This window comes from Streptomyces sp. NPDC050528 (assembly GCF_044457795.1).
Taxonomy (GTDB): Bacteria; Actinomycetota; Actinomycetes; order Streptomycetales; family Streptomycetaceae; genus Streptomyces.
Map to the genome: position 1 here is coordinate 107,172 of NZ_JBITHH010000005.1, position 18,742 is coordinate 125,913.

An 18,742-nucleotide genomic window follows, 5' to 3' on the forward strand; every position below is an offset into this window, starting at 1 on the left:
GCGGCGGGGCCGGGCCCCCGGGGGCCCCGCGCGGGCGGGGGGCCGCCCCCCCCCCCGCCGGGCCCCCCCGCCCGCCCCCCCCCCGCCGCCGCGGCCCCCCCCCCCCCCCCGACTCATGTGGTCAGTTCCAGGTTCGGGCGCGCAACGGCATCCCGGAGTTCCCGCCGTCGGGGGTGCGGACGGCCAGGACCTGGTTGACGCCGATGCGGTTGCGCTCGAAGGCGAGTGCGGAGGCCGCCATGTACAGGCGCCAGACCCGGGCCCGGCCGGCCCCGGCGAGCTTGGCGGCGCGCGCCCACTCGGCTTCCAGGTTGGCGACCCAGCGGCGCAGGGTGAGTGCGTAGTGCTCGCGGATGACCTCGACGTCGCGCACCTCAAGGCCGGCGCGCTCCAACTGCCCCACCGTGGTGCCGATCGGGGCGAGTTCGCCGTCGGGGAAGACATAGGAGTCGATGAACTCGTCGATGTGGTACGAGGATTCGTCGCGGTGCGGGCGGCGGGCGATCTGGTGGTTCAGGAGCCGCCCGCCGGGTTTGAGCAGCGAGTGGAGGACCCCCGCGTACTCCAAGTACCGCTCGGCGCCCACGTGTTCGGCCATGCCGATGGAGGAGATGGCATCGTAGGGGCCGTCGGTGACGTCCCGGTAGTCCTGCACCCGGATCTCCACCTTGTCGGTGAGTCCCTCGCCCGCGACGCGCTTACGGGCGTAGGCCGCCTGTTCCTGGGAGAGGGTCACGCCGACCACGCTCACGCCGTACTCGCGGGCCGCGTGGATCGCCATCGAACCCCAGCCGCAGCCGACGTCGAGGAGTCGCTGACCCGGCGTCAACTCCAGCTTGCGGCAGATGAGTTCGAGCTTGTCGCGCTGGGCGTCCTCCAACGTGCCGTCCGGGGACTCCCAGTAGGCGCACGAGTAGACCATCGAGGGGCCGAGGACGATCTCGTAGAAGTCGTTGCCGACGTCGTAGTGGTGGCTGATGGCGCGTTTGTCGGTGCGTTTGGTGTGGAGGTGGGCGCGGCTGCGGCGGACCTCCTCCGGGGGCGGGGCGGGCGGCAGCGGGAGTCCGGCGAGCTTGACCAGTCCGCGGGCGGCGGACCGTACGTCGGGGTCGCGCAGGGCCTGGGCGAGGGTGCGGGCGTCCTCGCCGCGCTCCCACACCAGCTCGGACATCGTGTCGAGAGCGGCGTACAGGTCGCCTTCGATGCCCAGGTCGCCGGAGACCCAGGCGCGGGCCATGCCCAGTTCGCCGGGCTTCCACAGGAGTCGGCGCAGGGCACGGCGATTGCGTACGACCAAGGTCGGCGCATCGGGCGGCCCTGCCTCGGAACCGTCCCAGGCGCGGATGCGCACAGGGATGGGGGTTCCCAGTAGCTGTTCGAAGAGGGATTTGAGCCGCAGCGCGGCATCAGCCATGGCGCACACCTCCGTGACGCGGATCCCGGAATTGTCCATCACTACGTAAACACCGGCCAGGCCCGATCGCAGTCCTGCTTGAGCGTTACGAGTAAGCAAAATAGATGTAGCAGCCATGAAGGTGACACGTGCAGCACGCCGAAGGGGCCGCCCGCACCACGGATGGCGGACGGCCCCTTCGGGGTTACTGCTTCTTACGTCTTCTCGCGTCGTCAGAGGTGACCGTGGACGGTCAGGAGGCCTTGGCCTTCGCTTCAGTCTTGCCCGCAGCGGGCTCGGCGACAGCGGCCGGAGCCGGCGCCGGCTTGGCGGCCTCGTAGAACTCCTCGCGGGGGTTCTCCATGGCGCCGAGCGAGACGACCTCGCGCTTGAGGAACATCGCGAGCGTCCAGTCGGCGAAGATGCGGATCTTGCGGTTCCAGGTCGGCATGGCCAGACCGTGGTAGCCGCGGTGCATGTACCACGCGAGGCGGCCCTTGACCTTGATCTTCATCTTGCCCATGACGATCATCGCGACGCCCTTGTGGAGGCCGAGGCCCGCCACCGCACCCTTGTTGGCGTGCGAGTACTCCTTCTGCGGGAAGCCCCGCATACCGGAGATCACGTTGTCGCCGAGGACCTTCGCCTGGCGCAGCGCGTGCTGGGCGTTCGGCGGGCACCAGGCGTTCTCGACGCCGGCCTTGCGGCTGGCGATGTCGGGGACCTGGGCGTTGTCGCCGGCGGCCCAGACGTAGTCGGTGCCGGTGACCTGGAGGGTCGGCTGGGCGTCGACGTGACCGCGCGGGCCGAGCGGGAGGCCGAAGCGGGACAGGACCGGGTTCGGCTTGACGCCGGCCGTCCACACGATCGTGTTGGAGTCGACCTCAAGGCCGTTCTTCAGCACGACGTGACCGTCGACGCAGGAGTCCATCGAGGTCGAGAGGTAGATCTCGATCCCGCGGCTCTCCAGGTGCTCCTTGCCGTAGAGGCCGAGCTTGGGGCCGACCTCCGGGAGGATCTTGTCGGCGGCGTCGACGAGGACGAAGCGCATGTCCTCGCGGGAGACGTTGGTGTAGTACTTGGCCGCGTCCCGGGCCATGTCCTCGACCTCGCCGATGGTCTCCGCACCGGCGAAACCGCCGCCGATGAAGACGAAGGTGAGCGCCTTGCGGCGGATCTCCTCGTCGGTGGTGGAGTCGGCCTTGTCGAGCTGCTCAAGGACGTGGTTGCGCAGGCCGATGGACTCCTCGATGCCCTTCATGCCGATGCCCTGTTCGGCGAGGCCGGGGATCGGGAAGGTGCGGGAGACCGCGCCCATCGCGATGACGAGGTAGTCGAAAGGCAGCTCGTACGCCTCGCCCACGAGGGGGGCGATCGTGGCGACCTTGCGGTCCTGGTCGATGGTGGTGACCCGGCCGGTGAGGACCTCCGCCTTGGGCAGGACGCGTCGCAACGGGACGACGACGTGCCGAGGGGAGATGCTGCCGGCGGCGGCTTCGGGGAGGAAGGGCTGGTAGGTCATGTACGACCGGGGGTCGACGACCGTGACGGTCGCCTCGCCGTAGCGCATCTTCTTGAGAATGCGCCGAGCTGCGTACAGGCCTACGTACCCACCGCCTACTACGAGGATCCTGGGACGCTCCGTGGTGCTCATGCCATCGAGTATCCACCTGCCCCTGGGGGGTCGCTCGTGCGCCCCTTCACAAGCTTCGGTGGGGGGTGTGTTATCCTCCGCGACTCGCATGATCCAGGTCACGTCACGGGCGGGGAACCACGGGTCGGTTCGCCCCGTTGTCAAGGCCGCGTGAGCTGCCGCTCTGCCCCTTCGACCCCCCTGGACCACACCTCCACGACACCCTCCCGAAACTCCCCCGAATCACTCCCGCACCGCCCCCCGGAACACGCTCCCAGCCCCGCCGAGACCCCGGAAGGGCCAACCGGGGCAGTCTCGTCGTCCAACAGGACAGAATTCCTTGTGAAGAACTTCACGAACTTTCTTACGGACACGTTCCGAAGGGGGTCCGCGAGCGCCCCTGCTCCCGCTCATACGTTATATGGGCTGCTCAGGAGTTTAATACCGGCGGGTAATAATTCGGGGTCGCGAGGGTCCCGGAGCGCGCCTTCTCCCCATACTCGGAAGCATGGCCGTCTACGACACGCTCGGCACGACGTATGCCAGGACCCGGCGCCCGGACCCACGCATCGCCGCGCGGATCCAGGCCGCGCTCGGGGACGCGGAGGACGTGATCGACGTGGGCGCGGGCACCGGCTCCTACGAACCGCCGCACACGCTGCTCGCCGTAGAACCCAGCCGGACCATGCTTGCCCAGCGCCCGCCCGGGTCCGCGCCCGCCGTGTGCGCGGTGGCCGAACGCCTGCCGCTGCGCGACGACGCCGCCGACGCCGTCATGGCGGTGCTGACCGTCCACCACTGGACCGACCTCGCGGCCGGTCTCGCCGAACTCCGCCGGGTCGCGCGCCGCCGCGTCGTCGTCCTGACCTGGGACCAGCGGGTCTTCCGCGAACGGTTCTGGCTGGTCCGCGACTACCTCCCCCAGGCCGCGGCCTACGACGACACCCGCGCCGTCCCGCCCGAACGGCTGGCCGCGCTGCTCGGCGGGGCGCGGGTGGAGACCGTCCCGGTCCCGCACGACTGCACGGACGGGTTCGGCGCGGCGTACTGGCGCCGCCCGCACGCCTACCTCGACCCCGAGGTGCGCGCCGGGATCTCCATGCTGGCGCAGACCGGGGAGGACGCCCTCGCGCCCGGCCTGGCGAGGCTCGCCGACGACCTCGCGACGGGCCGCTGGCACGAGCGGAACGCCGATCTGCTCGCGCTGGACACCGTCGACGTCGGCTACCGGATCCTGGTGGCGGACTTCCGACCCACGCGTACATCAACCGACCTACATGTGCGCCAACGGCCGTAGATCCAGGCCCAGTCGGGAATGAAGCCGCGGACGTCGCATGTTGTGCAGCCCCGACCGGGTCTCCCCTCCCCTGGGAAGAAGGCACGCCCCATGACCTCCACGCCGAGCACCATGCGCGCCGTCCAGCTCTCCGGCCCCGGCCCCGTGGAGAACCTGCGGCTGACCACGCTCCCCCTCCCTCCCGAGCGGGACGGGTGGGTGCGGATCCGGGTCGAGGCGTTCGGGGTCAACCGGTCGGAGTTGAAGCTGCGGCTGGGGGTGAGCGAGGGCGTCAGTTTCCCCCGGGTGCCGGGGATCGAGGCCACCGGCACGGTCGACGCGGCTCCGGCCGGCAGTGGGCTGGTGCGGGGGCAGAAGGTCGTCGCGATGATGGGGGACATGGGGCGGACCTACGACGGCGGGTACGCGGAGTACACGTCGGTGCCGCCGGCCCAGGTGATCCCCGTCGATACCGAGCTGCCCTGGGAGGTGCTGGGCGCGCTGCCGGAGATGGTGCAGACGGCCTACGGCTCGCTCACGGTCGGGCTGGACCTGCGGCCCGGCCAGACCGTGCTGATCCGGGGCGGCACGTCCTCGGTGGGCCTGGCCGCCGCCGCGCTGGCGACGTGGCGCGGAGCGACGGTGCTGTCCACGACTCGCCGCCCCGATCGCCTGGCTCTGCTGAAGGAACGGGGCGTGGACCACCCGCTCCTCGACACCGGCGAAGTCGCGTCCGCCGTACGGGAGTTGTATCCGTCCGGTGTCGACGCCGCCCTCGACCTCGTCGGCACGCCGACCCTCCCCGACACCCTGCGCGCGGTACGCGTCCACGGCACGGCCTGCTTCGGCGGCAGCCTCTCCAATCAGTGGACGGTGCGGGACTTCTCCCCAAATGAGTACCTGCCGAGGGGAGTTCGCCTCGCGGGCTACTTCGGCGACGCGTCCGACCTGCCTCCAGCGGTGTTCCAAGAGATCCTCGACGCGGTTGCCACCGGCCAACTCGCCTTCCCTGTAGACCGGGTGTACGACGGACTGGAGCAAGTACCGCAGGCCCACGGGGACATGGAGCACGACCGGGCCACGGGGAAGCTGGTGGTGCGGGTCCGGCACCAGCACGCCGGCCTCTGACTCGATGCCGGGGTGCGCCCGCGTCCGCCCTTGCCTAGCGAGTGGAGACGAGGGCGATCAGAGCGATGAACAGCCCGAGGATTCCGGCGATCTCGGCGGCCACCGTCAGCATGGGACGCCGCCCCGCGGCACCGTCCGGCGAAGCCGCGGAAGGGGTACGGCCCCCTTGGTTGTGTGTCTGTGGGACGCGCGGCGGAACGGTCGGTCCTGTCCCGGCCTGACGTCGCGCTCGGGCACGTCGATTGCCGGAACGAACCGATGCCCAGATCAGCAGCCCGATCAGGACGACGATCACGATGGCCAACGGCATCACTGCCATCATCCGCACCCCCCGTCGCACACGTTCCGCTCACCGACCACGGGTCCGTGAACTCCCTGCACCGACTATGCCCGACGGGCGATGCGGCCAAGGGGCGAATCTCATTGAGCTTCGACCCTTGGCATGAAGAGACCCCGGCCAGAGACTCCAGCCACTTCCCCCAGCCTGTTGCCTCAGCCGCCCTGCTTGCCCGCCCCGGCCTCTCGCGCCGCCTTGAACGCGATCCCGTCCAGGATGTCGTGCTCGCTCACCACGACCTCGCTCGCCCCGATCCGCTCCATGATCGAGAGGAGGACGAGCGCGCCCGCGCCGATGACGTCGACGCGGCCCGGGTGCATGGAGGGGATGGCGGCGCGTTCGGCGTGGGTGGAGCGGAGCAGGGACTCCGTGATCTCGCGGACCCGGTCGTAGGAGACGCGGGAGTGGTGGATGGCCTCCGTGTCGTACTCGGGGAGGTTCTGGGCGATCGCCGAGACCGTGGTGACCGAGCCGGCCAGGCCTACCAGGGTGCGGGCCTCGCGGAGGGGGACCGTCTCCTCGGCGAGGTCGAGGGCGGCCTCGATGTCGGCGCGCATGGCCGTGATCTGGTCCGGGGTGGGCGGGTCGGTGACCTTGCCGTCGCGGACCAGGTGGCGCTCCGTCATGCGGACGCAGCCGATGTTCACGGAGCGGCCGGCGCGGACGGCGTCGTCGCCGACCACGAACTCCGTCGAGCCGCCGCCGATGTCCACGACCAGGTACGGCTTGGCCAGGTCGTCGCGGCCGGTGAGTTCCGCGGTCGCGCCCGTGAAGGAGAGTTCCGCCTCCTCGTCGCCCGTGATCACCTCCGGTTCGACGCCGAGGATGTCCAGGACGCCGCGGACGAAGTCGTCGCGGTTCGAGGCGTCGCGGGAGGCCGACGTGGCGACGAAGCGGACGCGTTCCGCGCCGAGTTCCTTGATGATCGCCGCGTAGTCACGGCAGGCCGCGAACGTGCGCTCCAGCGCCTCGGGGGCCAGCCGGCCGGTCTTGTCGACACCCTGGCCGAGCCGGACGATCGTCATCCGCCGGTCCAGGTCGACCAGTTGACCCGTCGCCGGGTCTACGTCTGCCACGAGGAGGCGGATCGAGTTCGTACCGCAGTCGACGGCGGCGACGCGGGTCACTGGTCGTCCTCCTTCGACGCGACGGGCTCCTCGCCGGTCGGCGGTACCCCGGGCACGGTCACGCACGGGCCCTTCGCCCACCACTCCGGCAGCATCGCGATCGCCTCGTCGCCGAGCGGGTTGACGCCCGGGCCCGCGGCCAGGGAGTGGCCCACCAGGACGTGCAGGCACTTCACGCGGTCCGGCATGCCGCCGGCGCTCGGGAAGCCCTCCAGGACCTCGATGGCGTCACGGCGCGCGATGTAGTCCTCGTGCGCGGCGCGGTACGCGGCGGCCAGTTCGGGGTCTGTCTCCAGCCTCGCCGTCATCTCCTTCATCACGCCGTTCGCCTCCAACGTGCCGATCGCCGAGGCGGCGCGCGGGCACGTGAGGTAGTACGTCGTCGGGAAGGGGGTGCCGTCGGGGAGGCGGGGGGCCGTCTCCACCACGTCCGGCTGTCCGCACGGGCAACGGTGCGCGATCGCGCGCAGCCCGCGCGGCGGACGCCCGAGCTGCTGCTTGAAGGCCTCGACGTCGGCGTCGGTGGGCTCGGTGCGCGGAGTGGACGGCGGGGGCTTTTCCATGACTGTCTTCAGGACGTCTTTCTATGGGTCAGTTCTCGCTGGTGGTTCTGGCTGCTGGTGCTCACTGGTCGGACGCGTCGGACTTGTCGACGCCGTCCCACACGTTCGCGTACCAGGGACGGTCGGCCGCGCCCAGTTCCGCGCGCGACTGCTTCGCCGCGTCCGGGTCGATCACGATGTAACCGGTCTCCCCCGGCATCACATAGTGCAGCCGCTGCCGGATCTGCTGCTCCGCGTACGAGTCGTCCTGCCAGCGTGCCTTGAGGTCGCGGAGCTGCTCGACGCGCTGGCGTGCCTGGTCCTGCTGCCGCTGGAGATCGGAGATCTCGGCGCGCTGGGAGACGTACTGCCTTATCGGGTACGCCAGCGCCACGATCAGCGAGCACAGCACCAGGGCGAGGAGGGCCGCCCGGCCGGTGAGCCGGGAGCGGCGGGCCTGCCGTTTGGTCTGGGAGCGGTAGACACGGGCCGCCGTCTGCTCGCCGAGCAGCTTGAGCCTGGTCGCGGTGGAGAACCGGTCCCGGTCCTTCACGGCCATGTCCCGCCTCCCCTTCACACGTGCGTACGTCCCCGCACACGGTACGGGACCGGGTGCGGGGACGTACGTACGACTGGCTAAGGATTGACCCGGTGGATCCCCGGGGTCAGCCCGATACCGCTCAGCCCTTGAAGCGGGGGAACGCGCTGCGGCCCGCGTACTCGGCCGCGTCGTCGAGGATCTCCTCGATGCGCAGCAGCTGGTTGTACTTGGCGACGCGGTCCGAGCGGGCCGGGGCGCCGGTCTTGATCTGGCCGCAGTTCACCGCGACGGCGAGGTCGGCGATGGTGACGTCCTCGGTCTCGCCGGAGCGGTGGGACATCATGCACTTGAAGCCGTTGCGCTGGGCCATCTCGACGGCGTCCAGGGTCTCGGTCAGCGAGCCGATCTGGTTCACCTTGACGAGCAGGGCGTTGGCGGTGCCCTCCTCGATGCCGCGGGCGAGGCGCTCGGGGTTGGTGACGAAGAGGTCGTCGCCGACGATCTGGACCTTCTCGCCGATCTTGTCGGTGATGACCTTCCAGCCGGCCCAGTCGTCCTCGTACAGCGGGTCCTCGATGGAGACGAGCGGGTACGCGGAGACGAGCTCCTCGTAGTACTCGGTCATCTCGGCGGCCGAGCGGGACTTGCCCTCGAACTCGTACTTGCCGTCCTTGTAGAACTCGGACGCGGCGACGTCGAGCGCGAGCGCGATCTGCTCGCCGGGGATGTAACCGGCCTGCTTGATGGCCTCGATGATGAGGTCGAGGGCGGCGCGGTTGGACTCCAGGTTCGGGGCGAAGCCGCCCTCGTCGCCGAGGCCGGTGGACAGGCCCTTGGTCTTCAGCACCTTCTTGAGGGTGTGGTAGACCTCGGCGCCCCAGCGCAGCGCCTCGGAGAAGGACTCCGCGCCGATCGGGGCGATCATGAACTCCTGGATGTCCACGTTCGAGTCGGCGTGCGAGCCGCCGTTCAGGATGTTCATCATCGGAACGGGCAGCAGGTGCGCGTTCGGGCCGCCGAGGTAGCGGAAGAGGGGGAGGTCGCTGGCCTCGGACGCGGCGTGCGCGACGGCGAGGGAGACGCCGAGGATGGCGTTGGCGCCGAGCGAGCCCTTGTTGTCGGTGGCGTCCAGGTCGAACATCGCCTGGTCGATCAGGCGCTGCTCGGTGGCGTCGTAGCCGACGAGCTCCGGGCCGATCTGCTCGATGACGGCGAGGACGGCCTTCTCGACACCCTTGCCGCCGTAGCGGTTGGGGTCGCCGTCACGCAGCTCGATGGCTTCGAAGGCACCCGTGGAGGCGCCGGACGGAACGGCGGCACGACCCGTGCTGCCGTCGTCGAGGCCGACCTCGACCTCGACCGTGGGGTTGCCTCGGGAGTCCAGGATTTCCCGGGCTACGACGACGTCGATGGACGGCACGAGCATCTCCTTCTTGGGTTCTGACGCGGCTACGGCAACACCGCAGCGGCTCTGCGAGACGAGCCTAACCGGCTCGGGGCGATTGGCCATCCGGTCGGCCGCCTGATGGACAGAACCGAGAGTAAATTGTTTCCGAACGGAACAAAGAGTCCGGTAAAAATGCGCGCGGCTTGCAGAAGCCGGGCACAAAAAGCCCCGCCCCGGTGCGTACGGGGGAACACGCACCGGAGCGGGGAGCCCGTGGGGGACGGGGGTGACCCTCACGAGGTCTCCATGATGGAGCCCACGGATGTGAGGGCGCTGTGGTTCAGCTGAGTACTACTTAAGGTGGAGCTGCTGACCCGGGAAGATGAAGTCGGCGTCGTCGATGATGTCCTTGTTCAGCTTGAACAGCTGCTGCCAGCCGCCCTTCACCTTGTGCTTCTCGGCGATGGAGCTGAGGGTGTCGCCCTTGACGACCTTGTACTCGCCGTCACCCTTCTTGACCTTCTTGCCGGTCGGGGTGGTGACGGTCTTCTTGGCCGCCGGGCGCTCGGCGGAGCGGGAGGCGGTGGTGTCGCTCGTGGAACGCTCGGTGGTGCTCTTCGAGGAGCTGGTGCCGGACGAGCTGTTCGAGGAGGAGCTGGAGCTGCCGCCGGAGTAGGAGGCGCTCGACAGGCCGGTGCCGCAGGTGGGCCAGGCGCCCTTGCCCTGGGCGGCGAGAACCTTCTCGGCCACGGCGATCTGCTGGGACTTGGAGGCCTGGTTCGCGGTCGCGGCGTAGGCGGTGCCGCCGTACGCGGCCCACGTCGAGGCGGAGAACTGCAGGCCGCCGTAGTAGCCGTTACCGGTGTTGATGGACCAGTTGCCGCCGGACTCGCAGCTGGCGACCGTGTCCCACTCGGACGCGGTGGCGGCGGAGGCGCTGCCGGTCGCCATGAGCGGGGCGGCTATCGCGACACCGGTGACGCCGGCGAGCGTGGCGACGCGGGTGGCCTTGGACGGACGGCGGTGCTTGCCCTTGCTGGAAAACAGCATGGAAAATCCCAATCCCCTCACCGACGCCTGCGAGGTGAGCTGTCGGGTTCGGGCCGTGTGAGTTGCCCGGCCGCGCACCTCTCGGCGCACGACTTCACCCCAAGCCGCACCCGGCATCAACTGCCGGGCCCGGCGCTTACCTTGGGTCCCCCGCTCCTGCCTACGGCGCTTGACGCGACGACTGTTCCCGGAGGCCGCTGGCAGGACTCGGCGTTGCGGCAACCGGACGCTCGTGGTGACGAGCGGCCTTGACCGTAGACAGAGAATCCACGGGATTTCAAAGACGATCAGGCCTTCTGAGACTCATCCCACACTTTGATCAAACCGGACATTCCCGAGCGAAGCATGACGCGAACTCCCGCCGCCCTCTTGCTAGTTTTCGTCCGCTTCCGTGCCGACATCCAAGGTCTGACCGGCGGCGATCTGGGTCGGATCGGCGCCTATCACCTTTTTGTTCTCGGCGTAGAGTGCACGCCATCCGCCGTCGAAGCCAAGGGAGTCGGCGATGGACGCGAGGGAGTCGCCGGCGCGGACGGTGTACGTCTGCGGCGTCACACTTTCCTCGGCACTCGCCCCGCGGTGCTTCCCGGCACTCTGCTGACTGCTCCCCTGCTCGCCGGAATCACCGAGCGCGCCGGTGTCGACGAGGCTCGACTTGCCCGCCGCCTGGGCCGAGTTGTCCGATTCGTCGAGCTTCGGGGAAGCGGCGACCGAGTCGTCACCGGCCGAAGGAGTGGCGGACTTGTCGGACTTGGCGGAGTTGTCCGTCGCGGTGGGCGAGGGGCTGTCGCTCGACGAGTCGCCGGACGCGTCGGAGGTGCCAGACGTGCCGGACGAAGTCGAGTCCGTGACGCCGGAGTCGGACAACCCGGAGGAAGTGGACGGGTCGGACGAACCGGAGTCCGCGTCGGAGTCGGACGAACCGGTCGGGGTGCCCGACGGGGAGTCGCTCGCGAGGCCGGTGTCGACGTTCGTCGAACCCGAGGTGGTGGTGAGGCCGGAGAGCAGCGCGCAGGTCGTCCAGGCGGAGGTGCCCTTGTCGGCGAGGATCTTCTCGGCGACGGCTATCTGCTGGGAGCGGCTGGCCAGGTCGGCGCTGGGCGCGTAGTCGAGGCCGCCGTACTTGTCCCATTCGTCCTGCGTCACCTGGAGGCCGCCGTAGTAGCCGTTGCCGTCGTTCTCGCTCCAGGAGCCGCCGCTCTCGCAGTTGGCCACCTTGTCCCAGGTCGTGCCGTCGGCGGCGTTCGCCGCGGCGGCGCCGAGGAGCGGGATGGCGATGGCGGAGCCGGTGACGCCGGCCGCGACGAGGAGTGCCGGAGCCTGACGGGGGCGACGGTGACGACCGTTCCCGGAGAGCATGCGGAGGCCTTTCGCGTGACAGCGGGGGGACCGCGCGGCGGGGGGCGTGCGGGGTGGTGCGAGGGGTGGTGCGGGGCGCCGCGCTGGTAGGTGAACGTATCCACAGTCGATCACTTGTCACAAGTTAATGCCACGGAGATCACGTGAAGATCACAGAGTTGAAGAACTGTCACTTTCGGGTTTAGGGCGCTGGATGACCTGTTCGGGCTTGGGGTTCGCGGGCTCTGACCACCCCGTTCAGGGGCGCTCTGGGGTGAACTCCACGGGGAGGGTGCGGAGTCCGCGCATGATGAGGCCGCCGCGCCAGCGCAAGTCGGCCGGATCCACGGCGAGTTGCAGGTCGGGGAGGCGGGTGAGGAGGGTGGCCAGCGCGGTCTGGCCCTCCAGGCGGGCGAGCGGGGCGCCGAGGCAGTAGTGGATCCCGTGGCCGTAACCGAGGTGTTGATTGTCACGCCGCCCGAGATCGAGCACGTCGGGATCGGCGAACCGTTCCGGATCACGGTCCGCGGCGGCGAGTACGACGAGCACGGGGTCGCCGGCCGCGATGTCCTCCCCGCCGAGCGTGAGCGGCCGGGTGGCGAACCGCCAGGTGGCGAGCTCCACCGGGCCGTCGTAGCGCAGGAGTTCCTCTACGCCGGTTTCGAGGAGGTCGTGCTCCCCCGCGGCCAGGGACTTCTCCAGGCGGGTGCGCTGGTCGGGGTGGGTGAGGAGGGCGTACGTGCCGTTGCCGATCAGATTGACGGTCGTCTCGAACCCGGCGAAGAGGAGGATGAAGGCCATCGCCGCGGCCTCGTTCTCGGTGAGGTGCTCGCCGTGGTCGGAGGCGCGGATGAGGCCGGAGAGGAGGTCTTCGCCGGGGGCGGGGGCGGAGGCGGGGGTGTCGGAGGGGTTCCTGCCGGGTTGCTGAGCGGGGGCGCCGGAGAGGTTCGCGTCAAGGTGCGGGGTGGGGGCGTCGGTCAGAGCCTCGCGCTTGCGGTGGATGAGTTCGGCGAGATAGCTCCGCATCTTCTTGACGGACCGCGCGACTCCGCCTCGCGGCCCGCCCCCGTGACGGATCATCATGCCCGCCCAGTCCCGGAAGTCGTCCTGGTCCTCGCGGGGGACGCCGAGGAGGTCGCAGATGGCGTAGATGGGGAGCGGGAAGGCGAAGTCGTGGATGAGGTCGGCGGAGCCCTCCGCTGCGAACCGGTCGATCAGATCGTTCGTCAACTCCTGCACCCGGGGCGCAAATTCGGCCACCCGCCGGGGTGTGAACGCCTTGCTGACCAGTCGTCGGAGGCGCGTGTGGTCCGGCGGGTCGATGTTCAGCAGATGCGTCATCAACTCGGCCTTGCGCTCACCCGGAATCCCGGTCTTGCCCTTGGCGTGCGCCGGTTCGTCGTGGTGAGCGGGGTTCTTGGAGAGGCGCGGGTCGGCGAGCGCCTGCTTGGCATCGCCGTAACGCGTGACCAACCAGGCCTCGACCCCGCTGGGCAGGCGGGTCTTGTGCACGGGGGCGTGTTCGCGGAGCCAGGCGTAGGCGGGGTAGGGGTTGGTGGCGAATTCCCAGGTGAAGAGTTCGGGGGCGGGGGTCCCGGGATCCGGCGGGGTGGGGTGGCTGGGCTGGTCTGTCACTCCTTGACGGTATCCGGGGTGGGGGTGCGCTCGGCGAGGGCATTCAGGGCAGCGGGGTGTCCCATGTCGGCGGCTTTGCGGTACCAGAGCTTGGCTTCTTCGGGGTTGCCCTGCTTTTCGAGGAGGGTGGCGAGTCGGTAGGCACCGTAGGAGTCGCCGGACTCGTAGGCCTTCTCGTATTGGGCACGGGCTTCGTCGAGGTCGCCCTGCTTCTCCAGTACGACGCCGTAGTGGGCAATATCGAGGGGCCAGTCGTCGGTGTCGCTGAAGTAGGTCGCGACATCCGCCAGGGCCGCAGGCTCGCGCTTCAACAGTGCTTGCGGGTAACTTGCCCGCTCATTGCCGTCTCCCGCCGCGCGACCCAGCCACACCTCGGCTTCGTCACGCTCGTTGCGCAGGAGATGCCACAAACCCAGGCTCAGGGCGACCCCGGTATATCCCACGGTCGCCGCCTCGAAGTAGCGACCGCCGGCGGCCTCGACATCCCCCTTTCCGAACAGCACATCGCCCAAGCGGTGCATGGCCTCCGGGTTCCCCGCCTCGGCCCCGTCCCACATCCACCCTTCGGCTCGCTCCAACAAGAGCTTTCCGAGCAGCATTGCCGCGTCACCGTCCCCGGCTTCGGCGGCCGACTCCAGGAAGGGTTCCGCCTCCCTGCTCTCGCCGCGCTCCACAAGCAGCCGCCCAAGGTACCCAGCGGACTCGACCCACCCCGCCTCCACTGCCCGTCGGAACCACGACTCGGCCTTCTCCCCCTCCCCAAGGCTCTCTTCGAGCAGGCCGAGGGCGTGCATGGCCGACGCGTCCCCCGTCTCGGCCTTGCTCAGATATGCCGTCCGTGCCCTGGCGGCAACGCTCTCTACTTCGTACATCGCCGGGTTGGCCCGCGCCTCCTCCAGCGCGTACCCCCACACCCAGTCGGCGACGGGCGGGAACGTCTCGTCCTGGTCAGCCGTGTACACGAAATACGGCAACACGTCCGCGAACGATCCCTTCGGCCGTTCGCTCCACCTCAGCAGGCGCAGCACCCCGTACCGCTTCCGCCCGGCCCACTCCCAGGCGTCTTCCAGAGACTCCCGCTCCAGCCCCTCGACGTCGTACCTCTCGTGCATCATCACCAACAGGTCCTGCGACAAAGGCCCCTTCAGCCCGCACCGGGCCAGATCCACGGCCGCCCGTACCAGCGCGTGGGCGCGAGGGTGCCGCTCCCGGTTCGGGGCAAGTTGCCAGTCGTTCCAGAGGCGGGGGCCGATGGCGAGGTAGGTGGCGACTCCCACCGTGCCGCTCTCGCGGGCAGCCTCGACGAGCCGGGGATCACCCATCTCCTCAGCACGCTTCCGTTCGGCGGGCCCCCAGACGCGAGGAAGTTCAACGAGCTGCGCCAGGCCCAGCAGCCGGCTCTGAGCGGACGTCCTCCGGGCGTGCTTGGCGTAGGCCTCCTCCCGCATCGTCGCCAGTACGACCGCTTCGAGCCCGGTCAACTGGCCCAGCAGTCTCGGCTCCAGACCACCGTTCCCGAGATGCACGTCGAGGTCGTCCAGCCAGACGACACACCGCTCCGCCCGGCCCCGCAGCAGCGCGGGCAGCTTCCGTAGGTCTTCATGCTGGGCGGGCGCGAACACGCGGTATTCGGGGAGTACTTGAGCCATCGCAGCCAGGGCGGTACGCGACTTGCCCGAGTACGCCGGACCAAGGACGACCACCAATCCGCCCTCCGAACGCGCCTGCTCCAAAGCCGAGTCGACCATCCCGTCCTGGTCCCTGCGTACGTACGGCGGCAACGCGGGCAGCCCCTTCACCCGGCGGGTCGGCCGGACCCCGTGTGTACGCGGCTCGACGTCTTTCACCAACGGCCAGTCGAGCGGGCCTGGTTGGGCGTCACCCGAAGGCGGGACTGCGCCGTACGTGTTGTTCACGTGCTGGACGCCGACGACCTGCCCGTTGAAGGTGCTGAGGCGGAAGTCGAGGAGGTCTCCGCCGGTGGGCTCGGGGGGTAGGGGCAGGGGCGCCGGCCGTCCGATGTCGACAAGTGCTCCGTCGCTGGGCGCCAGCAGCACGGACGGGAGCAACCGATCGGTGAGGGAGCGGAGTTCGCTGGCCGCCGCGACGTCGGACGGCCTCCCGATTCCCTCGCGCAGCTGGCGACGCCACAGTGCCATCCGCTCCTCGCTGGGGGATCGTCTCCTCCCCCATTGGACAGCGCCGATAGCCCCCGCATACGCGTCCAGTCCGCGCCGTCTGAACCAGGTCACAAACTCGCTCTGGACCGCGGCCCAGTCAGGCGAGCCCAATCCCATCGCCAACACATCGGCCGCCTCGTCAGCCAGCCGCTCCAACTCCCCGTCGTCCACGCACTCCCCCACACCCGAACCCGTCCCTGCCCCAACACTCCCCACGGTACTGAGCCCACGCCCCCGAATCCGCCCCTCGGAGCGACCTCACCCGCCCTACTTCACCTTCACCGTCCGGCCCCGCTCCCCGACTCCACCTCCCTGATCGCATCCCGATAAGCCCGCCCCGCCGCCCGCAACGCCGCCTCCGGATCCACCCCGTCCGCCTCAGCCCGCACAGCCAGCGCCAGCAACTCGTACCCGATCCCTATGCCGGCGTCCCCCGTAGGCAACGTCACCTCAAGTCCCGCCGTCCGCACACGCGATGCCAGCTTCGAGGCGAGGGCCAGGGCGGGCTGGCCGATGGGGATGCCCTCGGTAATAGAGGTACGGCGCTTCTCCTCGGCCTTCGTGCGGAGCCAATGCGCCTTCACGTCCTCGGGAGTTGAAGCAGTCTCGTCGCCGAAGACATGGGGGTGACGGTGGATCAGCTTGGTGATGATGCCGGCGGCCACGTCGTCGATGGAGAAGGGGGCGTCGGGGTCCTCCTCGGCGATGCGGGCGTGGAAGACGACCTGGAGGAGGACGTCGCCCAGTTCCTCGCGGAGTTCGTCGCGGTCGCCCTCCTCGATCGCGTCGACGAGCTCGTATGCCTCCTCGATGCCGTACTTCGCCAGGCCTTCGTGGGTCTGCTGCGAGGACCACGGGCACTCGGCGCGGATGCGGTCCATGACCTGGACGAGGTCGAGGAGGCGGGCGCCCGGGAGGTCGTAGGAGGCGGGGAGGAGTTCCAGGTCCGGCATCTGGACGCGGCCGGAGCCGGCCAGGCGGGCCAGGCCGTCGGTGAGGGTGGGCTCGCCCTCGCCAGTGGCCACGACCACCACCGTGGAGCCGTCCGCGCAGTCCGCGACCAGTTCCTCGGCGGTCGGGGACTCCTCGTCCACCCGTATCCCCGCTTCACGGAGATACGGCAGCTGCGGATGCGCGCCGTCCCCGCACAACACCAGGTCGGCGTCGTGCAGCGCCTGCCACGCGGGCCAGGACAGCAGGCCGGGGGCGACGCGGTGGCTGGTGGTGAGCAGGACGATGCGGCCGGGGGCGGAGGCCGGGTTGCCATCGGGGGCGGAGCTGGTTGCGTTCACCCACCGAACGTAACCCACGCCGCCGACAGCCCCGGAGTTATCCACAGGCCGACGAGCGGCCCTGTTGTCCACAGGCCCGTCGGCGCTCCCGCCAGTACCGCACACTCACCGGCGCTCAACCCCGCCGTACCGTTACGCCGGCCAGGCGGTCACACCGGTCACGCGAGTCACACCGGTCACGCCCGTCACGCCGACTGCTGAGTCCCCGCCGCAGTAACTTCCCGCACCCACGGCGTCTTCGCGTCCACCCGGCTGCTCTTGGCCACGTCCCACGTGCCGTAGCGCGGATTCAGGTCGACGTGGAGTTCCTTGGAGGCGGTGGAGAGGGCCTTCCAGAAGGCCGGCTGGGTGGTGTCGGTGCCAAGTTTCGCGGCGAGTTTGCGGCCCTCCACCTGGAGGCGGAGGTTCTCGTCGAGTCTCTGCGGGGGGACGCCGTACTGGGCGAGCCAGGTCGCCTCCAGGGCCTTGGAGCCGCCCGCCTGCTGGGCGAGGCCGGCCCGCATGTCCTGGATGTCCTTGCGGGTGACGGTGACTCCGGCGTCCTGGGCGGCGCGGTGGACGACCCGGTCGAAGACCATGCCGTAGAGCGTCTCACGGGTGAGGCCGCCGGTGGTGGCGACGGCGCGCTCGTACTGTGCCTGGTTCTGTACGGACGACCGCTGGGCCGTGCGCACCTCGTTGACCCTGCTCTGCAGCTGCGCGACGGTGATGCGCTGGCCGCCCACGACGGCCGCGGCACCTGGGTGCGCATCGTTTCCGCAGGCGGTCAGGGCGGGGGCCGCGGCGGCGATCACGGCGGTGAGGACGAGCGCGGTGCGACGGCGGCGGTGCAAGGGAGCCTCCCGTTGGAGATTGTGCGACGGTGCACAAAGTCTTGCGGTGATCGATGGTAGGCAGTGGGTCGCCTGGGGCCAACCCATTCGACCAACGATTCACCAGGACTTCGGGCACCGGCACGCACGCGTGAGGCTCGGGCGCGGGACTCAGCCGGTGATCGCGACCGGCGCGTCCCACGTGTCGCGGTCCACGGTGATCGTGTAACCGCCGCGGGTCTCCTTGCTGTTGACCAGGTACTGGTGGGCGCGGCTGTGGTTGGTGAACTGGGTGGAGCCCCAGGGCCAGTCCGAGGTCGTGGTGTACGTCTTGTCCCAGAGCGCGTACCAGAGGTTGCCCGGCAGGTCCGTCTTGTTGGTCGCCGTCGCGATCGCCTTGGCGCTGGAGCTGGAGAAGCCGTAGAGGCCGCTGCGGTAGATCTTGGCGTGCAGTTCCTTGTCGAAGGCGCGGACGTACGTCAACACGGCGTTGTTGCAGGCCGTGTTGGTGATGTCGTACGACTCCATGTCCAGGTAGACCGGGCTGCCGGCCTTGAAGCCGAGCGCGGCGGACTTGGCCACCGCGTCGTCCGCCTCGGACTTGCCGACGGCCGCGGCGGTGGAGGCGCTGATCTTCACCGAGCCGCCGGAGCCGCAGGACGGCTGCGAGCCGACGTAGAGCGGGATGAACTTCCAGCCGACCGTGGTGAGGGACTTGACCCAGGAGGCGGTGAGGTTGGGCTGGCTGCAGCCGCGGTTCTTGCCGCCGATGTAGACGGCGGCTGCGCCGTAGGCGCCGTCGGTGTGCCAGGCCTTCATCGCGGCGAGGGAGGGGGCGGCGCAGGTGTCGAAGGCGCGGCCGGTGTAGGTCTTCTGGGCGGGCCAGGTGGTGGCGGCCATCGAGTTCGTCGCGGCGATACCGCCGCCGGCGACGACGGCTGCTCCGGCGACGCCCCAGGCTATGTATCTGCGCTTCTTCGACTGCCTGTGCTCGGACATGAAAGACCCCACCCCTGGTTTACACGTGCTGGTTCGTACGAATCTGGCAAAAGTGAACCGCAACCTATCCGG

The 18,742-nt window shown here is 69.7% G+C and carries 16 protein-coding genes and 1 riboswitch; of the genes, 2 read left to right on the forward strand and 14 right to left on the reverse strand.

All coding sequences use genetic code 11. The features are described 5' to 3' along the window. Nucleotides 1-121 precede the first annotated feature (121 nt). Together ACIBK4_RS18765 and ACIBK4_RS18770 are read right to left on the reverse strand one after the other, a co-directional pair. Entirely contained in the window at nucleotides 122-1,414 is a 1,293-nt protein-coding gene (locus tag ACIBK4_RS18765; RefSeq protein ID WP_398995870.1) for a class I SAM-dependent methyltransferase, read from the reverse strand. A 232-nt stretch (nucleotides 1,415-1,646) separates the two neighbouring features. Beyond that, nucleotides 1,647-3,047, reverse strand: coding sequence for an NAD(P)/FAD-dependent oxidoreductase (locus ACIBK4_RS18770; RefSeq protein WP_398995871.1), 1,401 nt, complete (start codon nucleotides 3,045-3,047; stop codon nucleotides 1,647-1,649). Nucleotides 3,048-3,534: 487 nt separating this feature from the next. Here ACIBK4_RS18770 and ACIBK4_RS18775 point away from each other — a divergent pair, with 487 nt between their 5' ends. Both ACIBK4_RS18775 and ACIBK4_RS18780 read left to right on the forward strand, forming a co-directional pair. Then, entirely contained in the window at nucleotides 3,535-4,323 is a 789-nt protein-coding gene (locus ACIBK4_RS18775; RefSeq protein ID WP_398995872.1) for a class I SAM-dependent methyltransferase, read from the forward strand. Nucleotides 4,324-4,413: 90 nt separating this feature from the next. Beyond that, on the forward strand, nucleotides 4,414-5,430 hold the full coding sequence (locus ACIBK4_RS18780) for a zinc-binding dehydrogenase (protein ID WP_398995873.1): 1,017 nt from the start codon (nucleotides 4,414-4,416) through the stop codon (nucleotides 5,428-5,430). A gap of 34 nt (nucleotides 5,431-5,464) precedes the next feature. On the opposite strand, the gene ACIBK4_RS18785 is transcribed toward ACIBK4_RS18780, so the two are convergent. The 12 genes from ACIBK4_RS18785 to ACIBK4_RS18840 all read right to left on the reverse strand — a co-directional run bounded on the left by ACIBK4_RS18785 (nucleotide 5,465) and on the right by ACIBK4_RS18840 (nucleotide 18,670). Next, nucleotides 5,465-5,740, reverse strand: a complete 276-nt coding sequence (locus tag ACIBK4_RS18785; RefSeq protein ID WP_398995874.1) for a hypothetical protein — start codon at nucleotides 5,738-5,740, stop codon at nucleotides 5,465-5,467. A 182-nt stretch (nucleotides 5,741-5,922) separates the two neighbouring features. Next, the gene (locus ACIBK4_RS18790; protein WP_398995875.1) at nucleotides 5,923-6,894 is read right to left on the reverse strand and encodes an exopolyphosphatase; all 972 of its coding nucleotides are present in this window, start codon (nucleotides 6,892-6,894) and stop codon (nucleotides 5,923-5,925) included. Next, entirely contained in the window at nucleotides 6,891-7,457 is a 567-nt protein-coding gene (locus ACIBK4_RS18795) for a DUF501 domain-containing protein (RefSeq protein ID WP_398995876.1), read from the reverse strand. Before ACIBK4_RS18795 ends, ACIBK4_RS18790 begins: the two co-directional genes overlap by 4 nt. Nucleotides 7,458-7,518: 61 nt before the next feature. After that, nucleotides 7,519-7,995 carry a septum formation initiator family protein gene (locus ACIBK4_RS18800; RefSeq protein ID WP_329553378.1) on the reverse strand — a complete coding sequence of 159 codons (477 nt, stop codon included), beginning with the start codon at nucleotides 7,993-7,995 and terminating at the stop codon, nucleotides 7,519-7,521. A gap of 121 nt (nucleotides 7,996-8,116) precedes the next feature. Further along, on the reverse strand, nucleotides 8,117-9,403 hold the full coding sequence (gene eno, locus ACIBK4_RS18805; RefSeq protein ID WP_398996427.1) for a phosphopyruvate hydratase: 1,287 nt from the start codon (nucleotides 9,401-9,403) through the stop codon (nucleotides 8,117-8,119). A gap of 312 nt (nucleotides 9,404-9,715) precedes the next feature. After that, nucleotides 9,716-10,414: a transglycosylase family protein gene (locus ACIBK4_RS18810; protein ID WP_398995877.1), complete on the reverse strand. Its 699-nt coding sequence runs from the start codon at nucleotides 10,412-10,414 to the stop codon at nucleotides 9,716-9,718. 9 nt (nucleotides 10,415-10,423) lie between these two features. Beyond that, a riboswitch (cyclic di-AMP (ydaO/yuaA leader) is annotated at nucleotides 10,424-10,592 on the reverse strand. Nucleotides 10,593-10,786: 194 nt separating this feature from the next. Continuing rightward, nucleotides 10,787-11,773, reverse strand: a complete 987-nt coding sequence (locus tag ACIBK4_RS18815; protein ID WP_398995878.1) for a transglycosylase family protein — start codon at nucleotides 11,771-11,773, stop codon at nucleotides 10,787-10,789. A gap of 237 nt (nucleotides 11,774-12,010) precedes the next feature. After that, nucleotides 12,011-13,387, reverse strand: coding sequence for a cytochrome P450 (locus ACIBK4_RS18820; protein WP_398995879.1), 1,377 nt, complete (start codon nucleotides 13,385-13,387; stop codon nucleotides 12,011-12,013). After that, the gene (locus ACIBK4_RS18825; protein WP_398995880.1) at nucleotides 13,384-15,546 is read right to left on the reverse strand and encodes a tetratricopeptide repeat protein; all 2,163 of its coding nucleotides are present in this window, start codon (nucleotides 15,544-15,546) and stop codon (nucleotides 13,384-13,386) included. The genes ACIBK4_RS18820 and ACIBK4_RS18825 overlap by 4 nt, the downstream gene beginning before the upstream one ends. 299 nt (nucleotides 15,547-15,845) lie before the next feature. Beyond that, nucleotides 15,846-16,859, reverse strand: a complete 1,014-nt coding sequence (locus tag ACIBK4_RS18830) for a nucleoside triphosphate pyrophosphohydrolase (protein ID WP_398995881.1) — start codon at nucleotides 16,857-16,859, stop codon at nucleotides 15,846-15,848. Between the two features lie 185 nt (nucleotides 16,860-17,044). Further along, complete coding sequence (locus ACIBK4_RS18835; RefSeq protein WP_398995882.1) at nucleotides 17,045-17,692, reverse strand: SurA N-terminal domain-containing protein; 648 nt, start codon at nucleotides 17,690-17,692, stop codon at nucleotides 17,045-17,047. Nucleotides 17,693-17,842: 150 nt separating this feature from the next. Further along, nucleotides 17,843-18,670, reverse strand: a complete 828-nt coding sequence (locus ACIBK4_RS18840) for a glycoside hydrolase domain-containing protein (protein WP_366436487.1) — start codon at nucleotides 18,668-18,670, stop codon at nucleotides 17,843-17,845. Nucleotides 18,671-18,742 lie beyond the last annotated feature (72 nt).

Bases quoted from the DNA above. Each gene is read 5' to 3' on its own strand.
- ACIBK4_RS18765 (WP_398995870.1), bottom strand. From the start codon at position 1,414: ATGGCTGATGCCGCGCTGCGGCTCAAATCCCTCTTCGAACAGCTACTG.
- ACIBK4_RS18770 (WP_398995871.1), bottom strand. From the start codon at position 3,047: ATGAGCACCACGGAGCGTCCCAGGATCCTCGTAGTAGGCGGTGGGTAC.
- ACIBK4_RS18775 (WP_398995872.1), top strand. From the start codon at position 3,535: ATGGCCGTCTACGACACGCTCGGCACGACGTATGCCAGGACCCGGCGC.
- ACIBK4_RS18780 (WP_398995873.1), top strand. From the start codon at position 4,414: ATGACCTCCACGCCGAGCACCATGCGCGCCGTCCAGCTCTCCGGCCCC.
- ACIBK4_RS18785 (WP_398995874.1), bottom strand. From the start codon at position 5,740: ATGCCGTTGGCCATCGTGATCGTCGTCCTGATCGGGCTGCTGATCTGG.
- ACIBK4_RS18795 (WP_398995876.1), bottom strand. From the start codon at position 7,457: ATGGAAAAGCCCCCGCCGTCCACTCCGCGCACCGAGCCCACCGACGCC.
- ACIBK4_RS18800 (WP_329553378.1), bottom strand. From the start codon at position 7,995: ATGGCCGTGAAGGACCGGGACCGGTTCTCCACCGCGACCAGGCTCAAG.
- eno (WP_398996427.1), bottom strand. From the start codon at position 9,403: ATGCTCGTGCCGTCCATCGACGTCGTCGTAGCCCGGGAAATCCTGGAC.
- ACIBK4_RS18810 (WP_398995877.1), bottom strand. From the start codon at position 10,414: ATGCTGTTTTCCAGCAAGGGCAAGCACCGCCGTCCGTCCAAGGCCACC.
- ACIBK4_RS18815 (WP_398995878.1), bottom strand. From the start codon at position 11,773: ATGCTCTCCGGGAACGGTCGTCACCGTCGCCCCCGTCAGGCTCCGGCA.
- ACIBK4_RS18825 (WP_398995880.1), bottom strand. From the start codon at position 15,546: ATGGCACTGTGGCGTCGCCAGCTGCGCGAGGGAATCGGGAGGCCGTCC.
- ACIBK4_RS18840 (WP_366436487.1), bottom strand. From the start codon at position 18,670: ATGTCCGAGCACAGGCAGTCGAAGAAGCGCAGATACATAGCCTGGGGC.